This is a genomic window from Priestia sp. FSL W8-0524 (assembly GCF_038005965.1).
GTDB classification, from domain to species: domain Bacteria; phylum Bacillota; class Bacilli; order Bacillales; family Bacillaceae_H; genus Priestia; species Priestia zanthoxyli.
Genome location: NZ_JBBOUG010000001.1, coordinates 4465829 through 4483311, shown reverse-complemented (window position 1 = coordinate 4483311; position 17483 = coordinate 4465829). Strand labels below are relative to the sequence as shown.

The following is a 17483-nucleotide window of genomic DNA, read 5'->3' as shown; positions in this document are numbered from 1 at the left end:
TTTGGAAGAAATCCATCAGGAAAAAAAGGAAAAGGTTTGTCAGAACTAGTAAAATGATTTACTATATGTAAGGATAATGTGTGTTTTGCTTTTTTAGCATGTGATAGTTTGCTATCATTTCTCACCAGCTGAAACATATGAGCTGAAGGCGTTTAAAGAGGACAAACCAAAATAATTAGAGTACGAGTGAAGAGTAATGACAGAAGAAAATCATGAACTGATTAACTTTAATGAAATTCGTGAACAAAAGCAGCTTCAGTCTGATAATGCTATTTGCGACTTTTACAATCAATATTTCTTTTTTGTGAACCGCTATACGAATATACGAGAAAAAGTGCGGGCTTCACATCTATTTAAAGAGTTAGTAAACTTGCCTCATGAGGCGGCTCTGTCTGATTCCCATGAACAATTATTTTTTCAGTGGTTTGCATTTGAATATGTAACCATTCAGGGGAAAACCCTGCTGCAGCTGTTTTTAGCTGATCAGGCGAAGCAGAAAACAGAGTCGTTTTTAATTCAAGGAGCCTTTTTTTTGACGAGTGTACTAGAGCCAATTATTGTGTCTAAAGTACCTAATTCGTTTTTCTTAAAAGGATATACCCCATTGACAAATGAGCAGGTTATCATCAAAGATGTAAGAGGAAGATTTGCAAATTTAGAGGAACAACAAGTAATTTGGATTCGAAAAATAAAATCAATCGGATATGACGTGTTAATTGACTCTTTCTTTTTAGGACATAAACAACGCATTGAACAGTTAGTAACCCAATATAATGACAAAAAAAATGCAATGACATGGCGATCGTTTTTAAAACAGCAGGCTATATACTATGTGATGAAGCCAAAATAAAAGGCCGTTTCGCAAGGGAAGAGAGTAGAAATGGAGTCATGGAGTTATGTTATAAGAAGTGATATAATGTACGAATGTTATCGTGAAATCAGCAATCAAACGACATTTATATACGTTTGTAAGAGCAATTCTAGATAACCGTCATATACTGTCTTACAGATAGACGAATGTTGGAGGTTCTTTATATGACAGTTTACCATTTTGTAGGTATTAAAGGAACAGGAATGAGTGCGCTTGCGCAAATCCTAAACGATATGGGCTTTCAAGTTCAAGGATCGGATATTGAAAAAGAAATTTTTACGCAAAAAGCACTAGAACAGCAGGGAATTCCTGTTTTACCATTTGATAAAAATAATATTAAAGACGGCATGACTGTAATTGCAGGAAATGCTTTTCCTGATACGCATGAAGAAATTGCAGAAGCAGCTTCAAAAGAAGGAGTCAAGCTTGTACGCTATCACCGTTTCTTAGGTGACTTTATGAAACAGTATACGAGTGTAGCCGTAACAGGAGCACACGGAAAAACATCCACAACGGGTATGTTAGCGCATGTGATTCAAGGAGCTGAACCTACTTCATATTTAATTGGAGACGGTACGGGTAAAGGTGTAAAAGACAGCAAGTATTTTGCGTTTGAGGCATGTGAGTATCGCCGCCACTTCTTATCTTATACGCCAGACTATGCAATTATGACGAATATTGATTTTGATCACCCTGATTATTTTGCCAATATCGATGATGTATTTAGCGCGTTCCAAGAGATGGCACTTCAAGTCAAAAAAGGAATTATTGCCTGTGGAGACGATGAACATCTGCAGCAAATTCAAGCGAAGGTACCTGTTCTTTATTACGGATTAGGCGAAGAAAATGATTTCCAAGCTCGTAATATTGTAAAAAGTACAACAGGCACAACATTTGATGTGTTCGTTCGCAATACGTTCCACGCATCATTTGAAATTCCAGGATACGGCGACCATAACATTTTAAATGCACTTTCTGTTATTGCCCTTTGTCACTATGAAGAAATTGACGTTGCCGTGCTGCAAGAGCGTTTTAAAACATATCAAGGTGTAAAACGTCGTTTCAGTGAAAAGAACGTTGGCAAACAAGTGCTAATCGATGATTATGCGCACCATCCAACGGAAATTAATGCAACGATTTCAGCTGCTCGTCAAAAGTATCCAAACCGCGAAGTTGTGGCTGTTTTCCAACCGCATACGTTTACGCGTACACAAACGTTCTTAGAGGACTTTGCAGCAAGCTTACAGCACGCTGATAAAGTATATCTATGTGACATTTTTGGATCAGCCCGTGAGCATCAAGGTAAATTATCAATTGAAGATCTACGAAGCAAAATCAGCGGAGCTGAATTAATTAATGAAGAAACAATTGAATCGTTAAAAGACCATAATGAAGCTGTATTAGTATTTATGGGTGCTGGAGACATTCAAAAGTTTGAAAAACTATATCAGCAGACCGTATCATAAAAAAGAGGCACTCTCCTGAGTGCCTTTTTTTTATTTCAAAACTCATTTTAAATTTTCAGGGTTTAACGCTTTTAATTCTTCAATGACAAATAGCCCGTCTTTACGAATCAACACGTCATCGAAATAAATCTCACCGCCACCGTATTCTGGGCGCTGAATCATCACCATATCCCAGTGAATATTTGACTTGTTTCCGTTATACGCATCTTCGTAGCACTCGCCAGGAGTGAAGTGGAAGCTTCCGTCAATTTTTTCATCAAATAAAATGTCTTGCATTGGATGTTGAATATACGGATTTACGCCAATCGCAAATTCGCCAACAAAACGTGCGCCTTCATCTGTATCAAAAATGCCGTTGATGCGTTCTGTATCATTAGCGGTTGCTTCAACAATTTTACCGTTTTTAAATGTTAAGGATACATTCTCAAACGTAAAGCCTTGATAGTTAGAAGGAGTGTTGTAAGAAATTGTTCCGTTTACAGAATCACGTACAGGAGCCGTGTATACTTCACCGTCCGGAATATTCATTTCTCCGGCACACTTCACTGCAGGAATATCTTTAATAGAGAACGTTAAGTCTGTATTCTCACCCGTTAAACGCACTTTGTCCGTACGGTTCATGAGCTCAACTAAAGCATCCATCGCTTTGCTCATTTTGCCATAGTCTAAGTTGCATACATCGAAATAAAAATCTTCAAATGCTTCTGTACTCATTTTAGCAAGCTGCGCCATTGAATCGTTTGGGTAGCGAAGAACGACCCATTTTGTTTTTGGAACGCGAATTTCTCTATGTACTTTTTTACCGATCGTATTCCCTTGGATTTTCATTTTATCTGCCGGAACATCTGATTGTTCAAAAATGTTTGAACCAGAACGTAAGCCAATATAAGCATCCATTTCTTTCATCACATTTGCTTCGAAGTCTGCCATCATATTGTACTGCTCTTCTTGTGCACCGTTTAAAAGAGCTCGGTCTACCGAATGATCTTTTAGCAGTACAAACGGGTAGCCACCGGCCTTGTACGCTTCATCTACAAGTGCTGTCACAAGCTCGCGCTGAAGTCCAAAGTTTTCGATTAATACTTTTTCTCCTTTTTGAAGGCGAACAGAATAATTAATTAAATTTTTAGCTAATGTTGCAATTCTAGGGTCTTTCATAAATAGTGCCTCCTTAAAATAACAATGATTGATGATTCACTTTCTATTGTACCCCACTGAGCTTATTTTGTTTGTTTTTATGCTTTAAAATCCTTTTTTTCTTTAGGAAGGGAAATAACTCATATATCGCGAAATAATGTAGCAATCTTCCCTTTTTATGAATAAATGCAGAGAGAATATGGTAAAGTTAAAGAGTCTATAGGGAATAGAAGGTTTAATTGTTTATAAAATTGGGAAAGTAGTTATAACAAGAGAGATGAAAATAGGAGGTGCCTTGCACAGATGGTTATTATTCTTTATTTAAGCGCTGCTATTGTTGCCATTGCGATTTTTTACCTGGTGGTTTCCGTGTCAAAAACATTGAAATCCGTTCAGCACACATTAAATTCAGTGGCAGGTACTTTAGACGGTGTAGAAAAGCAAATGACAGGAATCACAGCTGAAACAACTGCACTTTTACATAAGACTAATCTGTTAGCTGAAGATATTCAGCGTAAATCCGAAGCGCTGAACACAGTCGTGGATTCTGTTAAAGGCGTAGGTGACTCAATCCAAGACCTAAATAAGTCGATTAAAAGCGTATCATCAAGCGTTTCAGAGAAAGTAGAAGAAAATAAAGAAACTGTTGCTCAAGTCGTTCAATGGAGCAATGTTGCATTAGACGTATGGGAACGTATAAAATTAAGAAAACAGAAAAAAATTGACGCGGAGCCTGTACCTGTTGAAGTAAAAGAAAAATCGGTTCAACGCTCACGCTCATTTTCATAAGGATGAACTTTAAAGGAGGAGACGCATATGTCAAACAAACCAAATAAACCAAACAACACTTCAAATAAAGGCTTTTTAGTAGGAACAGTGATTGGAGGAGTTGTAGGAGCTGCAACGGCATTATTACTTGCTCCAAAATCAGGTAAAGAGTTCCGTTCGGATTTAAATGAGCAGGCAGCTTACGTTCGTTTAAAAACAGAGCAAGCGAAAAACAGCGCTGTTGAAAAAGGACAAGGGTTTGCTCAAACGGCTAAAGAAAAAACGGCTGGTTTATCACAAACATTATCTGAGCAATCTTCACAAGTAGTGGACAAAGTGAAAAACTTCCGTAAAGTAGATCCTGAACACGAAGCATTACCTCCAACGAGCTTAGAAGTGCTTGCTGATGAAGTGGAGTCTCAAAGCAACGAAGACGTTCAACAGAAGCTAACAGAAGCTCAAAAAGCATTAGATGAAGTGGAAAGCACAGTGCCACGACCATAATAAAGAATCAAAAGCGTTTACCCTATAGGGTGAACGCTTTTTTTGTATGTAATTTAGGTTGAACGGCAAGTAAATGTTAATTTCATCAGAGGGATTTTAATTTAACAAGTTCTTTTCTTTCTATGCTGAAAATAACTTCACCTTATAAATAAATTCATTAGCATTATACATAAAGCTGAGCACTCTTTTTGTATGGAAACGGTCAAACCATGTAAACTTAAGAGTAAGTACAGAAAGGGTGAAAAAAATGAAAAAGATTTCAACAGTTGAAGAGTTCGAACAAGTTATTAAGGAAAACCATCGCTTTTTATTTTTAAAGCACAGCACGACGTGTCCAATTAGTGCAGCTGGTCATGAGGCATTTTCAGCGTTTGCTTCTAGTCATGAAGACATTCCTTCTTATTATCTTCATGTGCAAGATTCACGAGACGTATCCAACTATATTGCTGAAACGTATGAAGTGAAGCATGAATCACCTCAAGCGCTTCTGTTTGAAGATGGAAAAGTGAAGTGGCACGCTTCTCACTGGAACATTAACGAAGAAGAATTAGCGAAAAATGTAGCTCATTAATTGAAAGAGGCTGGGACAAAAGCAGTTTAGGTGAAGGAAGATCCGAACGATTAATCGTTCGGTTTTTTTTGTAAGCTGATTGCGGTTTCATCCACTTTTTCGTACAATAGATGTAGTTTAGCACATAAAAGCAGAGAAGCCCCTTACATATATCCTCCATCACCTATCATCTTATGTAGTAACCCTGCTAAACGGATTTTTTTAAATCAGTGAAAGGGTGGACGTACATGACGAATTCAGATCTTCAGCATTTGCGATCTCAAATTGACGAAGTAAATATGAAACTGTTAAAGCTTATTAATGAGCGAGGCGAGCTTGTTCAAGAAATAGGAAAATTAAAAGGAATGCAGTCAACCAAACGGTTTGACCCTGTTCGTGAACGAGCAATGCTTGATGCGATTTTAAGCAAGAATGAAGGACCGTTTCAAACATCTACGCTTCAACATATTTTCAAAGAGATTTTCAAAGCTCATTTAGAGCTTCAAGAAGATGATCATCGTAAAGCACTTCTTGTATCCCGTAAAAAGAAGCCGGAAAATACAATCGTTACGGTAAAAGGAGAAACAATTGGTGACGGACTTCAGCGTTTTGTAGCAGGACCTTGTTCCGTTGAAAGCTATGAGCAAGTAGCAGCCGTAGCAAAAGCCGTAAAGCAGCAGGGTGTGCGGATGCTTAGAGGCGGAGCCTACAAGCCAAGAACATCTCCTTATGATTTTCAAGGCCTCGGCTTAGAAGGACTGCAAATTTTAAAAAGAGTAGCTGACGAATATGATTTAGCCGTTATTAGTGAAATTGTCGACCCCGCTGATATTGAAACGGCTGTAGAATACGTAGATGTGATTCAAATTGGTGCTCGTAATATGCAAAATTTTGAGCTGTTAAAAGAAGCGGGTGCGGTGAAGAAGCCTGTCTTATTAAAGCGGGGCTTAGCCGCTACGATTGATGAGTTTATTAATGCTGCTGAATACATTGTATCAAAAGGAAATGATCAGCTGATTTTGTGTGAACGAGGAATTCGTACGTATGAGCGAGCAACGCGAAATACGCTGGATATTTCAGCCGTTCCCATTTTAAAACAAGAAACTCATTTACCTGTTTTAGTCGACGTCACGCATTCAACAGGAAGACGAGATTTGCTTGTTCCAACGGCTAAAGCGGCTCTTGCCATTGGTGCGGATGGAATTATGGCAGAAGTTCATCCAGATCCGGCGGTAGCACTTTCTGACTCAGCTCAGCAAATGGATATTCCGCAATTTACAGAATTTATGAAGCAGCTAAAACCTATATGTAACTTAAATTTATAAAAAAACGTAAAAAAGAAAAATTCGTATACTTTTATGACAAGTTTGAGGCACTTAATGGTTTCAAGCTTGTTTGCCTTTCGTTATAATAAAGATAAGCGAAATTATCACGTATTTTGAAAACAGTCGATAACTTTTGTCAAAATAGGAAAGAATAAGTGCAAATCCAAAAAACAAGAATTTATGAAATTCTCGTGAAACTTGTCGGAAAAAGGCGGTAAATACGTTGCGGTGAAGCACATAGTATCGTATAGTAGTTACAGATATTCGCTATCATTCTGTGAGTGCATATGATATAAATTCGCGATTCACTTTTTTTATTTACTTACTATACACCGTCTTTTACATTGTTACATATAAACTGGTAAAATTGTCTTTGCACACGTAATAATAAGGGCATAACAGGAATGATTTAGATGCATACAGGGTATCTAAGCTGTATGTAAGAGTGAAGGAGCTAGAAATAGCCATTCTATAAAGGAAGATGGATTTATATACGTAAATACAAGAAATGAAATAAGGATAAAATAAACGAAATGTTTTTCGATAAGGAGTGTTTGTTGTGAACGTAACAATTTATGATGTAGCAAGGGAAGCAAGCGTGTCGATGGCAACGGTTTCTCGTGTGGTAAACGGAAATCCAAATGTAAAACCATCAACTAGAAAAAAAGTATTAGAAACAATTGAAAGACTAGGCTATCGTCCGAACGCAGTAGCGCGTGGATTAGCCAGTAAGAAAACAACGACAGTAGGAGTTATCATTCCTGATATTTCAAATATTTTCTATGCAGAGTTAGCGCGTGGAATCGAAGATATTGCAACAATGTACAAGTATAATATCATCTTAAGTAACTCCGACCAAAATCAAGATAAAGAACTTCATCTTTTAAATAACATGCTTGGTAAACAAGTAGACGGAATCATCTTCATGAGTGGGAATGTAACGGAAGAACACGTAGAAGAGTTAAAAAAATCACCGGTTCCAGTTGTACTTGCAGCATCAATCGAATCAACTAACCAAATCCCATCTGTAACTATTGATTATGAACAAGCAGCTTTTGATGCAGTGCAATCACTAATTGACAGCGGTCATAAAAATATTGCATTCGTTTCAGGTACGCTAGAAGAACCGATCAATCATGCGAAAAAAGTAAAAGGGTACAAGCGTGCTCTTACTGAAAGCGGATTGCCTGTACGCGATTCTTATATTGTAGAAGGAGACTACACGTACGATTCAGGTATTGAAGCAGTTGAAAAACTATTAGAAGAAGATGAAAAGCCAACTGCTATTTTCGTTGGAACGGATGAAATGGCATTAGGCGTTATTCACGGGGCACAAGATCGCGGGTTGAATGTACCAAACGATCTAGAAGTTATCGGTTTTGATAACACAAGACTTTCAACAATGGTTCGTCCTCAGTTAACATCTGTTGTACAGCCAATGTATGATATTGGTGCAGTAGCGATGCGTCTCTTAACGAAATACATGAACAAAGAAACGGTAGACAGCAGCATTGTACAGCTTCCTCACCGCATCGAGTTCAGACAATCAACAAAATAATAATACCTGTGAATGAATAAGAACGAATCCAAAGTTCAGACACGGGGAGATAGAATATGAAAAAAATTGATATGCTCACACCTATAGGGATACTAATTGGTATCTCTATGGTTGTGTTTGGGGTTATTTCAAGTGGAGGAATGAGCGGTTTTTTAGCTTTTATTGATGTGCCATCGATTTTAATTGTACTGGGAGGCGTTTTTGGTACGCTGTGCGTGAGCTTTCCGTTAAAACAATTAAAAAATATGGGAAGAGTAGGGAAACAAGCGTTTCAATCGAAAGAAATAAACGTAGAAGAAATTGTAGGAACATTTGTACATTTATCGGAAAAAGCGCGTCGAGAAGGGCTTCTATCGCTAGAAGCAGAGCTTGAACAAATCGATGATTCATTTGTGAAAAAAGGTATTTTGCTAGCCATTGATGGAGTAGAACCAGAAATGATTCGAGAGCTGCTTGAAGCTGAAATAGCTGCAGTAGAAGAAAGACATGCGAGAGGTCGAAGTATGTTTGAAAAAGCAGGCGATTATGCCCCCGCTTGGGGAATGATTGGGACGCTCGTTGGGCTAGTGCTAATGCTTAAAAGCCTTAATACCCCTTCATCGCTTGGGCCTAACATGGCAATTGCTCTTTTAACGACTTTCTACGGGGCGCTGCTTTCAAACTTGTTTTTTCAGCCAATCGCAGCTAAATTAGCTGGTAAAACGGAGCATGAGCTTTTTGTTAAAGAAGTGATTATTGAAGGTGTCATCGGCTTGCAGGCGGGGCAAAATTCTCGCTTTGTGCAAGCAAAGCTAAAAGTATTTGCCCCTGTTGAAAAACGAAAGCTGGAAGAAAAGAGAGAACACGTTCGTGAAGCGTAGAAGAAAAAGGTATTCGGCACAGTCGCCAAAATGGATGGTAACATTTGCTGATTTGGTGACGTTAATATTAGTTTTTTTTATTTTACTATTTTCAATGTCTAGCGTTGATAATCAAAAGTTTCAGACCGTTGTCAATTCGCTTACAAGCGGTGGCTCATTAGCTTCTGTAGAAAAGAGCCAGCAGTCTCAAAAGCTGGATAACATTTTAGCGAAAGTGCAAAATTACCTGAAGGAAAATAAGCTTCAGAATGTTATTACTGCTAAGCGAGATGAACGCGGAGTTGTGCTTATTTTACAAGAACAGGTGCTGTTTGAAACAGGACAGGCAGACATTTTGAAGAAAGGTACCCCTTTCCTGGATGAATTAGGAAGGTTATTCAGTACTATTCCAAACGATATTAAAGTAGAAGGTCATACCGATAATCGACCTATTCACACCTATCGTTATCCATCTAATTGGGAACTATCGGCAGCGCGTGCCAGCGGCGTCATACGTTATTTAACGAACCACTTTTCTCTTTCTGCTAACCGCTTTGAAGCACTTGGATACGGAGATACAAAGCCGCTTGTTCCGAACACGTCTAATGACAATTTACAAAAAAATAGACGCGTCGAAATTATTATTTCAGATCCCGAAGCACAGTGAAAAAGGCCATACGTTTGTATAGCCTTTTTTAAGAATGAGATGTATGAGAACGAATAGGATAAAGAGCGCGCTCAAGAGTTTGAGCGTTTTTTTCTGTTATTTCTGGTTTTCTTGGAATTGGCTGATAGATATTGGGTTCATCATCCCACTGCGTGCAAATGGGGTGAGGCGATACTTTTGTCCATTTTTCAAGCCATGATAGAGGAAGCATGCCTTCTGCCTTTCGTTCAATCATTTCAAGCCAAATGAATGACCAAGCCCGAGGAACAACCCGCCAAATATCATAACCTCCTCCGCCAACCGCAATCCATCTTCCCTGACAGTATTCATGGGCAATTTCATGAGCAATTTTAGGAATCTCACGGTATATTTTCGTGGTGCCGCATAAATGAGTGAGCGGATCGTAATAATGAGAATCGGCTCCATTTTGTGTCAAGATAACATCTGGTTTAAAAAAAGCAGCTACTTCTTTTAAAGAGGTCTTATAAACGTCGAGCCAAGACTCATCTTCCGTATAAGCATCAACAGGCACATTAAATGAATAACCATAGCCTTCACTGTGCCCGCGTTCGTTAACGTTTCCCGTGCCTGGAAACAAGTAGCGTCCCGTTTCATGAATGGAAAGAGTACAAACGGAAGGATCGTCATAAAATGTCCATTGCACGCCGTCACCATGGTGAGCATCTGTATCGACATAGAGGACGCGCGCGTTGTACTTTTGCTGCATATATTTGATGGCTACCGCGCTATCGTTATAAATACAGAAGCCGGAAGCTTTTCCTCGAAAGCCGTGGTGCAATCCTCCTCCTAAATTTAGAGCATGCTTAGCTTTTCCAGTCATCACATAATCTACAGCCGTAAGTGTACCCCCAACTAAAAACGCACTGGCTTCATGCATGTTGGGAAACATAGGTGTATCTTCTGTTCCAAGACCAAAATCTGCTGCTTTTTCAACAGAAAGCTCGCCGTTTCCTGCTAATTTTACCGCTTGAATATAGCTAGTATCATGGACAAGCTGAAGTTCTTCATCAGATGCCATCCGCGGTAATACAATATCTTGATTGCCTAAAGCGCCAAATTCCCGTAACAGTTCATATGTTAGTTGAACACGAAGCTGGTTAAACGGATGATTATTGCTGAATTTGTACGAAAGAATATCATCTGAATAAATAAATACAGCATTACTAGTCATTACGTCATCTCCGGTAATTTAGGCCATAGCACCTCATAGCCGTTTTCTTTTAATGTATTTATACTAATCAATGGATTAATAGCTTGAATGCGAAGCACAAGGATTTTATATCGTTCATCTACATCAGGGTAGACAAGTACGCTTAAGATGTTTGTTCTCTTTGAACCAAAGAGGGATGTAACTTCAGCGAGCACGCCAGCCTTATTTTCTACTTTTATTTCAATTTGTGAACCTGGCTTATTAGTGCCAGTAAGCTGAATAAACGTATGTAGTAGATCTCTTTCGGTAACAACTCCTACTAACCGCTTGTTTTTTGTGACGGGAATACAACCGATTTGGTGTTCATAAAAAATGCTTGCAATTTCTTCAACAAAATCAAGAGGGTGAGCTGTAATGACTTCTGTTTTCATAATCATCCGCACGGGTTCGGATAGAAGAGCAGATGTATAAGTATTATCTAAAATAGATGGACTTGCATCTCTTACGTCTCGATCAGAAATGATGCCAACTACGTGATGAAGGTCATTAACGATAGGAATATGTCTAATCTTATGTGTATCTAAAAGTTTCATAGCTTCAGCAATCGTATGGTCGGGGGTTAAGGTAACGAGATCGGTTTTCATCATCTCTTCAACAATCATCAGACACAGCTCCTTTTCTTAAAGGTCAGCTCAATACATAAAGCGATTTCGAAAGCGCAGGCTATCAAATTCTTGTATGCTTTCTTGAGGGACTCTGCTCCCGATTCTTACCATCAAACAATTAGCAGGGTGGGAGCTAATCTCCGGATCATCTGTGGCAAACCACGTCAGTCCGCCTTTATTCATCATTTTCTCCATAATTTTGCGGTAATCCCACACATTTAGCCCTGTTCCTTTTAAATCCCAATGCCAGTAGTATTCTGTCGTAATGACAATATAATCTTCCATTGCATCATCCATCATAGATACGATAAGCAAGTTTTTGCCAACAGCGTAGCTGCGAAACGGGGCAGCTACCTCTATAGCTCCTAATTCGATTAAATTCTCCATATTTCCTTCCGACCATCGTTCTAGAGGATCGGGATATAAAAAGGTGACATAACCAATGATTGTATGATGATGACGAGCAATAATGATTCTACCTTCAGGCAAGTTGGCAATTTCGATCAATGCTTCTTTTTGCTGTTCAGGTGGACGAAAGGCCGTTAGTTGCTCATGAAAATCAAGTTGTTGCAAGGTTTGTGAGGAGACAGGTCCTTCAATAACAATTGCTCCAACCGCTGTTTTTAGTTCTTTCATATTGTATGTTTGGGAATGTTTCACATGAATCACCACCTTCAAGCAGTCTTATCTGTATTATAATACAAAAAAAACTCTACATTAAAGCGTTTTCAAAAAATTAAATAAAAGAAAAGGAGTTTTTTTAAAAACATAGAATAGGAAATTAAAAGAGATTCTTGTTAATTCGACACTTATATAACAAAGGTTGTCATATAACAAGGGAGACTATTATCCCAATTCCGACAAATAATTTTTATAAAATTGTGAAAAGTCTATTTTTGTTATATAATAGGTTTGTAAATTTTATACATAAGGGGGAGTTTGTGATGAAGGTGGAAGCGCTTCCTGTAATTGAAGGGGTATACAACTTACAGGACTACGATAAAACGTATCAAACCTTTGACTGGTCACAAGTGGAGAAGGAATTTTCATGGCATGAAACAGGTAAATTAAATGCAGCTTATGAAGCAATTGATAAGCACGCAAACTCTACGCGTAAAAATAAAGTTGCGCTTTATTATCGAGATGCGCAGCGCAATGAAAAATATACATTCAAAGAAATGAAAGAATGGTCAAACAAAGCCGCAAACGTGCTAAAACAAGCAGACGTAGAGAAGGGAGATCGTGTGTTTATCTTTATGCCTCGCTCTCCGGAACTTTATTTTGCATTGTTAGGCGCGGTGAAGCTTGGCGCTATTGTTGGGCCTTTGTTTGAAGCATTCATGGAAGGTGCAGTAAAAGATCGTTTGCAAGACAGTGATGCAAAAGTGTTAATTACAACGCCTGAACTGCTGAGCCGCGTTCCGGTGAAGGATTTGCCAGCTTTAAAACACATTCTCCTTGTAGGGGAAAATGTAGCAGAAGAAGGCATTCAACTAGATTTTCTGAAGCGATTAGAAGCGGCGAATAAAGAGGTGGAGATTGAGTGGGTAGATAGAACAGATGGTATGCTGCTTCACTATACATCAGGTTCAACTGGAAAACCAAAAGGGGTGCTTCACGTTCATAATGCAATGCTTCAGCATTATCAAACTGCTAAGTGGGTGCTCGACTTAAAAGATGACGATGTGTATTGGTGTACAGCAGATCCGGGTTGGGTAACGGGAACTTCCTACGGAATTTTTGGTCCTTGGCTTGCTGGAGCAACAAATGTGATTGTAGGAGGACGCTTTAGTCCAGATGCATGGTATCAAGCACTTGAAGATTTTGGCGTAACGGTTTGGTACAGTGCGCCTACAGCATTTCGTATGCTAATGGGTGCTGGCGATGACTTAGTTAAACGCTATGATTTAAGCAGCCTCAGACATGTATTAAGCGTGGGAGAACCATTAAATCCTGAAGTGGTACGCTGGGGAATGAAGGTTTTCCAAAAACGTATTCATGACACGTGGTGGATGACTGAAACTGGAGGTCAGACGATTTGTAATTACCCGTCTATGAAAATTAAACCAGGATCTATGGGAAAACCTATTCCGGGTGTACAAGCAGCAATCGTTGACGATCAAGGACAAGAGCTTCCACCTTATCGAATGGGTAACTTAGCAATTAAAAAAGGCTGGCCATCTATGATGCATGCAATTTGGAACAACAAGGAAAAGTATGAGTCATACTTTATGCCAGGCGACTGGTACGTATCAGGTGATTCCGCGTATATGGATGAAGACGGTTATTTTTGGTTCCAAGGCCGAATTGATGACGTTATTATGACCGCAGGAGAACGAGTTGGTCCATTTGAAGTAGAAAGTAAGCTTGTTGAACACCCTGCTGTAGCAGAAGCGGGTGTCATTGGTAAGCCTGATCCTGTGCGTGGGGAAATTATTAAAGCGTTTATCGCACTTAGAGATGGGTATGAATCTTCAGATGAACTGATTGAAGATATTCGTCAATTTGTGAAAAAAGGGTTAGCTGCTCATGCAGCTCCACGTGAAATCGAGTTTAAAGATAAGCTACCTAAAACACGAAGCGGTAAAATTATGCGTCGCGTTTTAAAAGCGTGGGAATTAGATTTGCCAACGGGCGATTTGTCGACGATGGAAGACTAAGGAGTAAACGTTTCAATCTTTGTAGGGAAAATAAGTGATTTTTATAAAGTTCAAACAGCCAGCTGTTTGAACTTTTTTTTGGACTTGAATTTTAAAATGAAATCATTCATAATTGTGGGGTGTAAACTTTTAAATAAAATAAACTGCAGTGATAGGAAGAAGTAATACTTGTCTCCCTGTTTAAGAGAGCTGATGGTTGCTGAAAATCAGTACATAGACAAATATGAAATACGTCCTTGAGCATCTTTTGTGAACTTACAGTAGCAAAAGACGGGTAGACCGTTACATCATTTAAGTGGGAAATAATTTATTTCCAAATAGGGTGGTACCGCGATATTTTCGTCCCTTCTTTTTTAAGAAGGGGCGTTTTTTATGTTGTTCAACAAATTGTAACGAGCAATTAGATAAAGGAGAGAATATAACATGGATATTTTACAAGATCTTGAGTTTCGAGGGCTCATTAATCAACAAACGGATGAAAAAGGTTTAAATGAACTTTTGAGTAAAGAGTCTGTTCGTTTGTACTGTGGATTCGATCCAACAGCCGACAGCCTTCACATCGGCCACATGCTTCCTGTTTTAATTTTGCGTCGCTTTCAACAAGCTGGACACCAACCGATTGCATTAGTTGGTGGAGGTACGGGTCTTATTGGAGATCCAAGCGGTAAAAAAGCAGAGCGTACGTTAAATGAAAAAGAAACGGTTGCTATGTTTAGTGAGCGTATTAAAGGTCAGCTTTCACGCTTCTTAGATTTTGAAGAAGGTGAAAATGCAGCGGTTATTGCGAATAACTATGACTGGATTGGCACGTTAGATGTTATTACATTCCTACGAGATATCGGTAAAAACTTTGGTATTAACTACATGATGGCAAAGGATTCTGTTCAATCTCGTATCGAATCAGGCATCTCATTTACGGAATTCAGCTACATGATTTTACAATCATATGATTTCTTGAACTTATACCAAACGTATAACTGTAAGCTTCAAATTGGCGGCAGCGACCAATGGGGAAATATTACAGCTGGCTTAGAATTAATTCGTAAATCAGAAGAAGATGCAAAAGCATTTGGATTAACAGTTCCGCTTGTAACAAAAGCAGACGGCACGAAGTTCGGTAAAACAGAAGGCGGAGCAATTTGGTTAGACGCTGAAAAAACAAGTCCGTATGAATTCTACCAGTTCTGGATTAATACAGATGATCGTGATGTTATAAAATATTTAAAATACTTTACATTCTTATCACATGAAGAAATTAATGAATTAGCAGCATCTGCAAAAGAAGCGCCTGAAAAACGCGAAGCACAAAAAGCACTAGCAGCGGCGATGACTACGCTTGTACACGGTGAAGAAGCTCTTGAGCAAGCCATTCGTATTTCGCAAGCTTTATTTAACGGAAGTATTTCAGAGTTAACAGCAGAAGAAATTAAGCAAGGATTCAAGGATGTTCCTTCTTACACGCATACAGGTGAAGATATTGGTTTAATCGATTTACTTGTAGAAAGTAAAATCTCTCCTTCTAAACGTCAAGCGCGTGAAGATATTTCAAACGGTGCGATTTACTTAAACGGTGAGCGTGAGCAAGATTTGCAAAAAACAGTAGGAGCAGAAGACCGTATTGAAGGTCAATTTACAGTAATTCGTCGAGGCAAGAAAAAATATACGCTTATTCAATACGCATAAAAAAAGGCCGAAAGGCCTTTTTTTGTATAAAGACAGTAAAAAAGCCGCTCCATAGGGAACGGCTTTTTACTATTAACGAGAGTAGAACTCTACGATTAGTGCTTCGTTGATTTCAGCAGATAATTCAGAACGCTCAGGTAAGCGAGTGAATGTACCTTCTAATTTCTCAGCGTCTACTGTTAAGTAGTCTGGTACGAAGTTGTTAACTTCAAGCGCTTCTTTCACGATTGAAAGGTTGCGAGATTTTTCGCGAACACCGATCACTTGACCAGGTTGTACACGGTAAGATGGGATGTCAACGCGTTTACCGTCAACTAAAACGTGACCGTGGTTAACTAATTGACGAGCTTGACGACGAGTGCGTGCAAGACCCATACGGTATACTAAGTTATCAAGACGAGCTTCTAAAAGAATCATGAAGTTCTCACCGTGCTTACCAGTTAATTTACCAGCAGCAACGAATAAGTTACGGAATTGACGCTCAGTTACACCATACATGTGGCGTAATTTTTGCTTTTCTTGTAATTGTAAACCGTACTCAGAAATTTTCTTACGTTGACCTGGGCCGTGTGGACCTGGAGCGTAAGGGCGTTTTTCTAATTCTTTACCTGTACCACTTAGAGAAAGACCTAAGCGACGAGAGATTTTCCAACTTGGACCTGTATAACGAGCCATGATGACTCCTCCTTGTTTGTGTTTTTATTTTATGCAAAACAAAAACAGACACATTCTAGCGATATGCTCATTTTGTTTTCATGTACCATCGCTCTAGCAGCAGAGAGTTACACGATACACCATCTTTTTAAAAGAATTGCTACTTCTGTAAAACAACCTTTTAATGAGGAACAAAATGAAAAAACATAAAGAAGATTGTATAAGCTGCAATATTTCACACAACGAGTATTATAGGTGTTTCCTCGTATAAAGTCAAGGAAGATTGAAGATTAAAAGAATGTAAAAGAAAGGATATATTCATTTGAAGTATGAAAAGAGAAGAAAGAACGTAAGAAAACGGCGGTGATGGCTAATCAAACGTTTGTTTAATAAGCAAAAACCGCTGATTTGCAGCGGTTTTTTTTGCTTATTCATATTTAAAGAAAAGAAGTGAGTTCTTTGACGAATTCTTCAAGATACTGTTGATCGATTTCATCAAAGCGATTTTTGATTGGACTGTCAATATCAAGAACACCTAAAAGCTGACCGTCTTTTACAATTGGTACAACGATTTCAGATTGAGAAGCGGCATCACATGCAATGTGGCCAGGGAAGGCGTGAACATCTTCAATTCGCTCTGTTTTTTGATTTTGAGCTGCTGTACCGCATACGCCTTTTCCAAGTGGAATACGAACGCAAGCCGGCAGTCCCTGGAAAGGTCCAAGCACTAACTCCCCGTCTTCCATTAAATAAAAACCTACCCAGTTTACTTCATTTAAAAATTGATTTAGCAAAGCTGAAGCATTTGCTAGATTAGCAATCGCATTGCTTTCTCCTTCTAATAAGGCGCGTAATTGCTTAATTACTAATTCATAATCTTTTTGTTTTGAGCCGCTGTAGTTTTCGACATTAAACAATGTATTCTCCTCCATTCAACATAAGATTTAATGAATTTTTATCAGGAA

17 protein-coding genes and 1 other annotated feature are annotated in these 17483 nt (G+C 38.7%); of the genes, 11 read left to right on the top strand and 6 right to left on the bottom strand.

The features are described 5' to 3' along the window. The first annotated feature begins 196 nt into the window (after nt 1-196). Both NST66_RS23395 and murC read left to right on the top strand, forming a co-directional pair. On the top strand, nt 197-850 hold the full coding sequence (locus NST66_RS23395) for a hypothetical protein (protein WP_028411819.1): 654 nt from the start codon (nt 197-199) through the stop codon (nt 848-850). A 185-nt stretch (nt 851-1035) separates the two neighbouring features. Further along, nucleotides 1036-2337, top strand: a complete 1302-nt coding sequence (gene murC, locus NST66_RS23390; RefSeq protein WP_013059499.1) for a UDP-N-acetylmuramate--L-alanine ligase — start codon at nt 1036-1038, stop codon at nt 2335-2337. A 42-nt stretch (nt 2338-2379) separates the two neighbouring features. Here murC and NST66_RS23385 read toward each other — a convergent pair whose 3' ends face one another. Further along, nucleotides 2380-3495 (bottom strand): aminopeptidase, encoded by a 1116-nt coding sequence (locus tag NST66_RS23385; RefSeq protein ID WP_028411818.1) that lies wholly within the window; start codon nt 3493-3495, stop codon nt 2380-2382. Nucleotides 3496-3777: 282 nt separating this feature from the next. Between NST66_RS23385 and NST66_RS23380 the strand changes: the two genes are divergently transcribed. The 7 genes from NST66_RS23380 to motS all read left to right on the top strand — a co-directional run bounded on the left by NST66_RS23380 (nt 3778) and on the right by motS (nt 9685). After that, a complete protein-coding gene (locus NST66_RS23380; protein WP_034271445.1) occupies nt 3778-4263 on the top strand; it encodes a DUF948 domain-containing protein in 486 nt (161 codons plus the stop codon). Between the two features lie 27 nt (nt 4264-4290). Continuing rightward, entirely contained in the window at nt 4291-4746 is a 456-nt protein-coding gene (locus NST66_RS23375; RefSeq protein ID WP_013059496.1) for a YtxH domain-containing protein, read from the top strand. Nucleotides 4747-4993: 247 nt separating this feature from the next. Next, nucleotides 4994-5317, top strand: coding sequence for a bacillithiol system redox-active protein YtxJ (ytxJ, locus tag NST66_RS23370; RefSeq protein WP_028411816.1), 324 nt, complete (start codon nt 4994-4996; stop codon nt 5315-5317). A gap of 227 nt (nt 5318-5544) precedes the next feature. Continuing rightward, the gene (locus NST66_RS23365; protein WP_033579601.1) at nt 5545-6621 is read left to right on the top strand and encodes a bifunctional 3-deoxy-7-phosphoheptulonate synthase/chorismate mutase; all 1077 of its coding nucleotides are present in this window, start codon (nt 5545-5547) and stop codon (nt 6619-6621) included. A 559-nt stretch (nt 6622-7180) separates the two neighbouring features. After that, complete coding sequence (gene ccpA / locus NST66_RS23360; protein WP_013059493.1) at nt 7181-8179, top strand: catabolite control protein A; 999 nt, start codon at nt 7181-7183, stop codon at nt 8177-8179. Nucleotides 8180-8235: 56 nt separating this feature from the next. Beyond that, nucleotides 8236-9039 (top strand): flagellar motor protein MotP, encoded by an 804-nt coding sequence (motP, locus tag NST66_RS23355; protein ID WP_014458004.1) that lies wholly within the window; start codon nt 8236-8238, stop codon nt 9037-9039. Then, the gene (motS, locus tag NST66_RS23350; RefSeq protein WP_028411813.1) at nt 9029-9685 is read left to right on the top strand and encodes a flagellar motor protein MotS; all 657 of its coding nucleotides are present in this window, start codon (nt 9029-9031) and stop codon (nt 9683-9685) included. The genes motP and motS overlap by 11 nt, the downstream gene beginning before the upstream one ends. Nucleotides 9686-9713: 28 nt before the next feature. Here the strand turns inward: motS and NST66_RS23345 are convergent, their stop codons facing one another. Genes NST66_RS23345 through NST66_RS23335 form a run of 3 tightly spaced genes read right to left on the bottom strand, consistent with a single transcriptional unit; the run spans nt 9714 to nt 12181 of the window. Then, nucleotides 9714-10877, bottom strand: coding sequence for an acetoin utilization protein AcuC (locus NST66_RS23345; protein WP_154974306.1), 1164 nt, complete (start codon nt 10875-10877; stop codon nt 9714-9716). Further along, a complete protein-coding gene (locus NST66_RS23340) occupies nt 10877-11518 on the bottom strand; it encodes an acetoin utilization AcuB family protein (protein WP_028411811.1) in 642 nt (213 codons plus the stop codon). The genes NST66_RS23345 and NST66_RS23340 overlap by 1 nt, the downstream gene beginning before the upstream one ends. Nucleotides 11519-11548: 30 nt before the next feature. After that, entirely contained in the window at nt 11549-12181 is a 633-nt protein-coding gene (locus NST66_RS23335; RefSeq protein ID WP_028411810.1) for a hypothetical protein, read from the bottom strand. A gap of 284 nt (nt 12182-12465) precedes the next feature. On the opposite strand from NST66_RS23335, the gene acsA reads away from it, so the two are divergent. After that, nucleotides 12466-14181, top strand: a complete 1716-nt coding sequence (gene acsA / locus NST66_RS23330) for an acetate--CoA ligase (protein WP_028411809.1) — start codon at nt 12466-12468, stop codon at nt 14179-14181. A 139-nt stretch (nt 14182-14320) separates the two neighbouring features. Continuing rightward, nucleotides 14321-14531: a binding site (T-box leader), on the top strand. Between the two features lie 73 nt (nt 14532-14604). After that, nucleotides 14605-15864, top strand: a complete 1260-nt coding sequence (tyrS, locus tag NST66_RS23325) for a tyrosine--tRNA ligase (RefSeq protein ID WP_028411808.1) — start codon at nt 14605-14607, stop codon at nt 15862-15864. A 72-nt stretch (nt 15865-15936) separates the two neighbouring features. Here the strand turns inward: tyrS and rpsD are convergent, their stop codons facing one another. Next, on the bottom strand, nt 15937-16539 hold the full coding sequence (gene rpsD, locus NST66_RS23320; RefSeq protein WP_013059485.1) for a 30S ribosomal protein S4: 603 nt from the start codon (nt 16537-16539) through the stop codon (nt 15937-15939). Between the two features lie 416 nt (nt 16540-16955). After that, complete coding sequence (locus NST66_RS23315; protein WP_155007621.1) at nt 16956-17435, bottom strand: GAF domain-containing protein; 480 nt, start codon at nt 17433-17435, stop codon at nt 16956-16958. Between the last annotated feature and the right edge of the window lie 48 nt (nt 17436-17483).

What these genes read in the sequence shown, in the direction of transcription:
- NST66_RS23380 (WP_034271445.1), top strand. Translation starts at nt 3,778, where the DNA reads ATGGTTATTATTCTTTATTTAAGCGCTGCTATTGTTGCCATTGCGATT.
- NST66_RS23365 (WP_033579601.1), top strand. Translation starts at nt 5,545, where the DNA reads ATGACGAATTCAGATCTTCAGCATTTGCGATCTCAAATTGACGAAGTA.
- NST66_RS23385 (WP_028411818.1), bottom strand. Translation starts at nt 3,495, where the DNA reads ATGAAAGACCCTAGAATTGCAACATTAGCTAAAAATTTAATTAATTAT.
- tyrS (WP_028411808.1), top strand. Translation starts at nt 14,605, where the DNA reads ATGGATATTTTACAAGATCTTGAGTTTCGAGGGCTCATTAATCAACAA.
- ytxJ (WP_028411816.1), top strand. Translation starts at nt 4,994, where the DNA reads ATGAAAAAGATTTCAACAGTTGAAGAGTTCGAACAAGTTATTAAGGAA.
- motP (WP_014458004.1), top strand. Translation starts at nt 8,236, where the DNA reads ATGAAAAAAATTGATATGCTCACACCTATAGGGATACTAATTGGTATC.
- NST66_RS23375 (WP_013059496.1), top strand. Translation starts at nt 4,291, where the DNA reads ATGTCAAACAAACCAAATAAACCAAACAACACTTCAAATAAAGGCTTT.
- rpsD (WP_013059485.1), bottom strand. Translation starts at nt 16,539, where the DNA reads ATGGCTCGTTATACAGGTCCAAGTTGGAAAATCTCTCGTCGCTTAGGT.
- NST66_RS23345 (WP_154974306.1), bottom strand. Translation starts at nt 10,877, where the DNA reads ATGACTAGTAATGCTGTATTTATTTATTCAGATGATATTCTTTCGTAC.
- murC (WP_013059499.1), top strand. Translation starts at nt 1,036, where the DNA reads ATGACAGTTTACCATTTTGTAGGTATTAAAGGAACAGGAATGAGTGCG.
- NST66_RS23340 (WP_028411811.1), bottom strand. Translation starts at nt 11,518, where the DNA reads ATGATTGTTGAAGAGATGATGAAAACCGATCTCGTTACCTTAACCCCC.
- NST66_RS23395 (WP_028411819.1), top strand. Translation starts at nt 197, where the DNA reads ATGACAGAAGAAAATCATGAACTGATTAACTTTAATGAAATTCGTGAA.
- acsA (WP_028411809.1), top strand. Translation starts at nt 12,466, where the DNA reads ATGAAGGTGGAAGCGCTTCCTGTAATTGAAGGGGTATACAACTTACAG.